The 6716-nt window shown below is 72.1% G+C and carries 6 protein-coding genes; 4 read left to right on the top strand and 2 right to left on the bottom strand.

Annotated features, from left to right (window positions below):
* Positions 1-368: RecX family transcriptional regulator (locus NJ376_RS03500; protein WP_252951840.1), on the bottom strand; the 368-nt coding region annotated here is incomplete at its 3' end.
* A gap of 114 nt (positions 369-482) precedes the next feature.
* Here NJ376_RS03500 and NJ376_RS03495 point away from each other — a divergent pair.
* From NJ376_RS03495 to NJ376_RS03480, 4 genes are all read left to right on the top strand, one after another.
* A complete protein-coding gene (locus NJ376_RS03495) occupies positions 483-947 on the top strand; it encodes a GlcG/HbpS family heme-binding protein (protein WP_252951839.1) in 465 nt (154 codons plus the stop codon).
* A gap of 232 nt (positions 948-1179) precedes the next feature.
* Positions 1180-3114 carry an acetate--CoA ligase gene (gene acs, locus NJ376_RS03490; RefSeq protein WP_252951838.1) on the top strand — a complete coding sequence of 645 codons (1935 nt, stop codon included), beginning with the start codon at positions 1180-1182 and terminating at the stop codon, positions 3112-3114.
* Positions 3115-3336: 222 nt separating this feature from the next.
* A complete protein-coding gene (locus NJ376_RS03485; RefSeq protein ID WP_252951837.1) occupies positions 3337-4062 on the top strand; it encodes an AzlC family ABC transporter permease in 726 nt (241 codons plus the stop codon).
* Positions 4059-4364 (top strand): AzlD family protein, encoded by a 306-nt coding sequence (locus NJ376_RS03480; RefSeq protein ID WP_252951836.1) that lies wholly within the window; start codon positions 4059-4061, stop codon positions 4362-4364. The genes NJ376_RS03485 and NJ376_RS03480 overlap by 4 nt, the downstream gene beginning before the upstream one ends.
* A gap of 247 nt (positions 4365-4611) precedes the next feature.
* On the opposite strand, the gene NJ376_RS03475 is transcribed toward NJ376_RS03480, so the two are convergent.
* Positions 4612-6716, bottom strand: a 2105-nt coding sequence (locus tag NJ376_RS03475; protein WP_252951835.1) for a mechanosensitive ion channel domain-containing protein, incomplete at its 5' end; no start/stop codon positions are given.

Raw genomic sequence — 6716 nt, 5'->3', positions numbered from 1 at the left:
GCCGCCACCTCCCGCGCCACGCCCTTGCCGGCCAGATGCGCGGCGATGGCGCGGCGGGACCGGCCGCTGCGGGCCAGGCGGCGGGCCCGGGATTCAGCGAAGGCGGCATCGTCCACCGCCCCGGCGCTGGCCATGCGCTGCGCCACCTGGGCGGCGAGCGCCCGGGCCGTGGCGGCGGCGGGGGCGATGATGGAAGGGTCCTGCCCCTCCGCCTGCGCCCGCTTCGCCCAGCGATCCACCCGGCGCTGCAGCACCCGGCGCAGCCCGGCCTCGGTCGCCGCGAAGCGTGCCAGATGCGCCAGCGCTGCCTCGCGCAGCGCCGCCTCGTCCGGGGCCTTGCCGGCCGGCTTCGGTGCTCTCTCCCGCATCCCGCCATCCTGCCATGGCAGGCCGGCCCGGCGCGAGCCAGGGGGCTGGCCAAGGGGCTGGCCGCGCGGGCGCGGAACGGGCACAAGCGTAGCCCCGACGGAGGAGACCCATCCATGGCCCGCTACCCCATCAACGGCCTCACCCTCGCCCAGGCCAATGCCATCGTCGCCGGCGCCCTGGCCAAGGGGCGGGAGCTGAATCTGCTGCCGCTGACCGTGGTGGTGCTGGATGCCGGCGGGCAGATGAAGGCGATGCAGCGGGAGGATGGCTGTTCCCTGCTGCGGCTGGAGGTCGCGCAGGGCAAGGCCTTCGGCTGCCTCTCCCTCGGCGTCGGCGGGCGGGAGCTGGCGCGGCGCGCAACGGCCATGCAGGGCTTCACCAACGCGCTGTCCGACCTGACCGCCGCCAAGGGCCTCGGCGCCGTGCCGGTGCAGGGCGGGGTGCTGGTGGTGGATGCGGCGGGGGTGATCCTCGGCGCCGTCGGCGTCAGCGGCGATGTTTCCGCCCAGGATGAGGTGGCGGCGCTGGCCGGCATCGCGGCCGCCGGGCTGCAGGCGGATACCGGCGAGCCGGCCTGACGCACCCGCTCCGGTGGGGAGCAACCGGGCAACCACGCCTCGTGGCCACCCGTTCCGGCCAATTGACGCGGGCCGAGGCGGCGTGGACAAACTGCCGCCATAGGAAGGTCGCCCCGGGCAGGCGGCATCCCGAGCGGCCACGCCGCCGGCGCCCGGGCATCATGGATCGCGCGAGGGATGCCCGCGGCCCGGGGCCGCATGCCATCGCGCCAAATGGGGGAAAGGGCCCAGCATGTCCGAGGACAGCCTGATCGCCATCAAGCCGGAGATCGCCGCCAAGGCGCTGGTGAACACCGCGAAGCGGGAGGCGATGGCCGCCGAGGCGGCGTCCGACCCGGAGGGCTTCTGGCGCAAGGAAGCCGGCCGCGTCGCCTGGATCACCCCGCCGACGAAGATCCGGAACGTCGACTTCACCGGCGATGTCTCCATCCGCTGGTACGAGGACGGGGTGCTGAACGCCTCCGTCTCCTGCCTCGACCGGCATCTGGCGACGAAGGGCGACCAAGTGGCGATCCTCTGGGAAGGCGACGACCCGAAGAGCGACGCGAAGATCACCTACAAGGAGCTGCACGCAAGGGTCTGCCGCCTGGCCAACGCCATGCGCAAGCTGGGGGTGAAGAAGGGCGACCGGGTTTGCATCTACCTGCCGATGATCGTCGAGGCGGCGGTGGCGATGCTGGCCTGCGCCCGGGTCGGCGCCATACATTCCGTGGTCTTCGGCGGCTTCTCGCCGGACAGCCTCTCCTCCCGCATCCAGGACAGCGAGTGCTCGCTGCTGATCACCGCCGATGAGGGCCGCCGCGGCGGCCGCAGCGTGGCGCTGAAGGCCAATGCGGATGAGGCGCTGAAGAGCTGCCCCTCCATCAAGCACGTCATCGTGGTGAAGAACACCGGCGGCAAGGTGGCGATGCAGGAGGGTCGCGACCTCTGGTACGAGGCGATCACCACCGGGGAGCCGGCCGAATGCCCGCCCGAGCCGATGGGCGCCGAGGACCCACTCTTCATCCTCTACACCAGCGGCAGCACCGGCAAGCCGAAGGGCGTGCTGCACACCACCGGCGGCTATCTGGTCTGGTCCAGCTTCACCCATGAACTGGTCTTCGACTACAAGCCCGGCGAGATCTACTGGTGCACCGCCGATGTCGGCTGGGTGACCGGCCACACCTACATCGTCTATGGCCCGCTGGCGAACGGCGCGACCACGCTGATGTTCGAGGGCGTGCCGAACTACCCCTCCGTCTCCCGCTTCTGGGAGGTGGTGGACAAGCACCAGGTGAACATCTTCTACACCGCCCCCACCGCCATCCGCGCCCTGATGCGGGAGGGGGAGGCGCCGGTGCGGAAGGCCAGCCGCAAGAGCCTGCGGATCCTCGGCTCCGTGGGTGAGCCGATCAACCCGGAGGCCTGGCTCTGGTACTACCGCGTGGTGGGCGATGAGCGCTGCCCGATCGTCGATACCTGGTGGCAAACCGAGACGGGCGGCATCCTGATCTCGCCCCTGCCGGGCGCGGTCGCGCAGAAGCCGGGCTCCGCGACCTTGCCGCTGCCCGGGGTGAAGCCGGCGCTGGTGGATGGCGAGGGGAAGATCCTGGAGGGAGCGGCCGAGGGCAACCTCGTGCTGGTGGATAGCTGGCCCGGGCAGATGCGCACGATCTATGGCGACCATGCGCGCTTCGGCCAGACCTACTTCTCCACCTTCAAGGGCATGTACTTCACGGGTGACGGCGCCCGCCGCGATGCCGATGGCTATTACTGGATCACCGGCCGCGTCGACGACGTCATCAACGTCAGCGGCCACCGCATGGGCACGGCGGAGATCGAGAGCGCGCTGGTGGCCCACCCGAAGGTCGCGGAGGCCGCGGTGGTCGGCATGCCGCATGAGCTGAAGGGCCAGGGCATCTACTGCTACGTCACGCTGAAAACCGGCGAGGAGCCGAGCGAGGCGCTGCGCAAGGAGCTGGTGGCCTGGGTGCGGAAGGAGATCGGGCCGATCGCCAGCCCGGATGCCATCCAATGGGCGCCGGGCCTGCCGAAGACGCGCAGCGGCAAGATCATGCGGCGCATCCTCCGCAAAATCGCGGCGAACGAGACGGACAGCCTGGGCGATACCTCCACCTTGGCCGACCCGGCGGTGGTGGAGGATCTCGTCGCCAACCGCGTGGGCTGAAATCCCGCAGGCTGCCCGTGCGGAGGCCCCCGGGCCTCTGCCGGCGTCTCCCCATGGCCCTGGGCAATGGTGGCCTTCGACGAGGTCGAAGGCCCTTCAGGGCCTTCGCTTCCGCGCAAGGGAGCCGGCCGCATTGCGCGCAGCGCCCGCCGCCCGCGCCGCCAACGCACCTCTCAAGCCGCGCCCCGCCTGCTAAGCAGCGCCAGGGCGGGAGGGACCGGCGTGACGCAGGCGGAGGAGAAGGACAGGCGCGGCAGCTTCACCGCTGCCGGCATGAAGCGCGGCGTCCGCGCGGCACTCGCTCTCACCCTCGGCCTCATGCCCTTCGGCCTGGTAGTAGGGATGACGGCGGACGCTCAGGGCCTTTCCTTGCTGGAAACCCTGCTGATGAGCGGCCTGGTCTTCGCCGGCACCAGCCAGGTCATGGCTCTTGGCCTCTGGACCGAGCCGGCGCCCATCCTCGCCGCCGCCCTCACCTGCCTCGTCATCAACCTCCGCATGGCGCCGATGGGCGTGGCCCTAGGCCCGGTGCTGGACCGGCTGCACGGAATCCGCCTCTGGGGCTCGCTCGCCCTGCTGGTGGACAATGCCTTCGCCCTGATGGTGGCGGAGATGCGCGCAGGGCGGCGGGATGCCGGCTTCCTCGTCGGCGCCAGCATGGTGATGTGGGTGAACTGGATGCTGATGTGCGGCACCGGCCACGTCTTCGCCAGCGCCATCCGCCTGCCGCCCGGGCACCCGGTGTTCTTTGCCTCCCTTGCCGCGCTGATGTCCGTGCTGGTGCCCATCTGGCGCGGTGCCTCGGATCTGCTGCCCTGGGTGGCGGCCGGGATGCTGGCGCTGCTGGCCCATGGCGTGCTCGGCCTCGGTGCGCCTTGGCCGGTGCTGCTGGGGGCGCTGGGCGGCGGCGCCATCGGCGCGGCACGGGACCTGCGGGCGGCGCGATGAGCCTGCGCCTCGACGTGCTGGCCGCCATCCTGGCGATGGCGGTTGCCACCTATCTCTGCCGCGCCGGCGGCTATGCGGTGCTGCGCGTGGTGCGGCCGCCGCCCTTCGTGCAGGCCATGCTGGCGTATCTGCCAGGCTGCATCTTCGTCGCCTTCCTGGCGCCGGCGCTGGCCGATGGCGGCTGGCCCGCCTGGGGCGCCGGCACCGCCGCGCTGCTGGTGCAGGCGCGGTTCCGCACCACCGCGCTCGCCATTCTCGCCGGCGTCGCGACGCTCTGGCTGCTGCGCCTCGTCGCCGGCTGATACCCGGCTCGGAAGGTCCCGCTTTCCGCGCCGAGTACCGCGCAGGGCTGGTGCGGCGGCCGCACGCCTCTTGCTTCCAATCGGGTGGCATGTCGCGCGGCCGTTGCAGTCGCGCCGACCGAAACCCCGGACCACGCGGTCAAACGAAAGGCCGGAGCGCGATGGGTGAGCGTAGCCCGGCCAATCGCGCCCAAGCCGCGGCAGGCGGGTGCGCCGGGCGCTGCCCGGGCCCCTGCCCCGCCGCGGCCTATTCCGCGGCGGGCTTCGCCGCCTCCGCCGGCGCCTTCTCCGCCCGCCAGAGATGCGGCGCCGCGATCTGACGGGCGAGGTCGATGCCCATTGCCGCGAAGCGCAGCTTGATCCGCCGCATCAGCTCCCGCTGCACCGGCCAGCGCTGCGTCGGCTCGGTCCGCACCCGGCCGCGGATCTGCACGCCGAGCTGGCCGAGGGTGTCCACGCCCCAGAGATCGAAATCGTCGCGGATCGCCGTCTGCCAGCGGGCCTCGCCGCGCATGCCGGTGACGATCTCCTTGATCGCCGCGCCCGCCGCATCGGTGTCGGTGTCGTAGTCCACCAGGATGTCCACCATGGCGAAGGCGAAGTCCCGCGTGCTGTTGGTGACGGTGGTGACGGCCGAGAAGGGCACGATATGCACCGAGCCATCGCCGTCGCGCAGCTTGATGGAGCGGATGGAGAGATGCTCCACCACCCCGCCCTTGCCGCCGACATTCACCACGTCGCCGACCGCGACGGCATCCTCCAGCAGCAGGAAGATGCCGGTGATGACGTCCCGCACCAGGGTCTGGGAGCCGAAACCGATGGCGAGGCCGACGACACCGGCACCGGCCAGCAGCGGTGCGACATTCACCCCGACCTGGGACAGGGCGTTAAGCACGACGAAGATCAGGATCACCACGCCGATCACGGTGCGCAGCATGGGCAGCAGGGTGCGCACCCGGGCGCTGCGCGCCGCGCCGACATCCCGCGCCCGCACCAGCCGGCGCTGGATGGCGCCGTTCGCCAGCTCCCACACCACCAGCGCCAGCGCCATGGTGCCGCCGATGTTCAGCAGCGTCCCCAGCAGCCGCTGGCCGAGGGTGCCCGTCTTGAACCAGGCCAGGCTGCCGAGGCCCCAGACCTCCAGCACCAGCACCAGGGCAATGGCGCTGAGCAGGAGCGAGACGACGACGCGCAGCGGCGGCACATAGGTTGACGCCCGGCTCGGCAGGCCGGGCCAGCGCTTGGCCATCTCGCTGGAGGGGTTCAGCAGCCGGTCGAGCAGCCGGCCGCTCCCCTCGTCCAGCCCCTTGGCCAGGCCGATGACGAGCAGCGTCAGCAGCGTGCCGGTCAGCAGCCGGTGGAAGCCGTTCTCCAGCGCCAGCGCCCAGACCATCCAGGAGGCGGCGAGCCAGAGGATGACCAGCACGTGCCACACCTCGGCCAGCTGGTTGCGCAGGGCGCGGAGTGCGAGGCGGGAGCCGGAGGGCTGCTCCTCCGGCCCCAGCGGGTCGGCGCGCAGCAGGGCGGAGATCGGCTGCCGCTGCTGGAGCACGAGGCGCACCAGCATCAGCGAGATGACGAGGAGGGTGAGGTTGACGATGGCGTCATAGGCCGACCAGGGCAGGCCGAAGAACAGCCCCGCCTCGGCCAGCGCATAGCCGCCGACGCCGACCAGCATCAGCCGCCGCAGCCAGCGGACCGCCGCCCCCGCCAGCGCGTCCGAGCAGGGGATGAGGCGGAGATGCCTGGAGGCCGGGGAGAACAGCATGGAGGCCAGGGCGAAGGTGCCGCGGGCCACGATGTAGACATGCGCCAGCAGCAACCCGACCAGCTGGGTGGTGGGCAGCGGGTTGACCAGACCGAACAGGCCGTAGACGGACAGGCCGAAGGCGGCGATCGGCAGCAGGTCCAGCACCAGCCGGCCGAGCAGCAGGGGCAGGCGGCGGAGGAAGCGCCAGCGCGCGCCGATGGCCGGGGCCAGCGCATCCAGCCGCGCCCGGGGGCGGGCGACGGCGCGCTTCACCACGGCTTCCGCCACCAGGCCGAGGCCGAGCAGCAGGACAAGCTTCCAGGCGGCGTCCAGCAGCCGGCGCTGGGTCACCGGATCCTGCGCCATGTCGCCCAGGGCGGCGAGCAGGGAGGGCAGGTCGGCCACTGTCCGCACCGCCGGCAGCAGCGAATCCGACAGGCCGGAGAGCCGGGTGGACAGCGCCAGCATGACCTGGGCGCCGATGGTGTTGGGGGCGATGATCGCATCGCTTGCCGGGGGCTCGGCCGGGGCGGCTGCCGGTGCGGCGCCGGCGGCCGGCGCGGCGGGCGCGGCGGCTGGGGGCGCGGCCTGGGAAGCGCCCG

Source organism: Siccirubricoccus soli (assembly GCF_024178315.1).
GTDB classification, from domain to species: Bacteria; Pseudomonadota; Alphaproteobacteria; order Acetobacterales; family Acetobacteraceae; genus Siccirubricoccus; species Siccirubricoccus soli.
Note: the sequence above shows the minus strand (reverse complement) of the source record. Positions and strands in the feature narration are given on the sequence as shown.

Excerpts from the sequence above, each read along its gene's own strand:
- NJ376_RS03495 (WP_252951839.1), top strand. The coding sequence starts at position 483 with ATGGCCCGCTACCCCATCAACGGCCTCACCCTCGCCCAGGCCAATGCC.
- acs (WP_252951838.1), top strand. The coding sequence starts at position 1,180 with ATGTCCGAGGACAGCCTGATCGCCATCAAGCCGGAGATCGCCGCCAAG.
- NJ376_RS03480 (WP_252951836.1), top strand. The coding sequence starts at position 4,059 with ATGAGCCTGCGCCTCGACGTGCTGGCCGCCATCCTGGCGATGGCGGTT.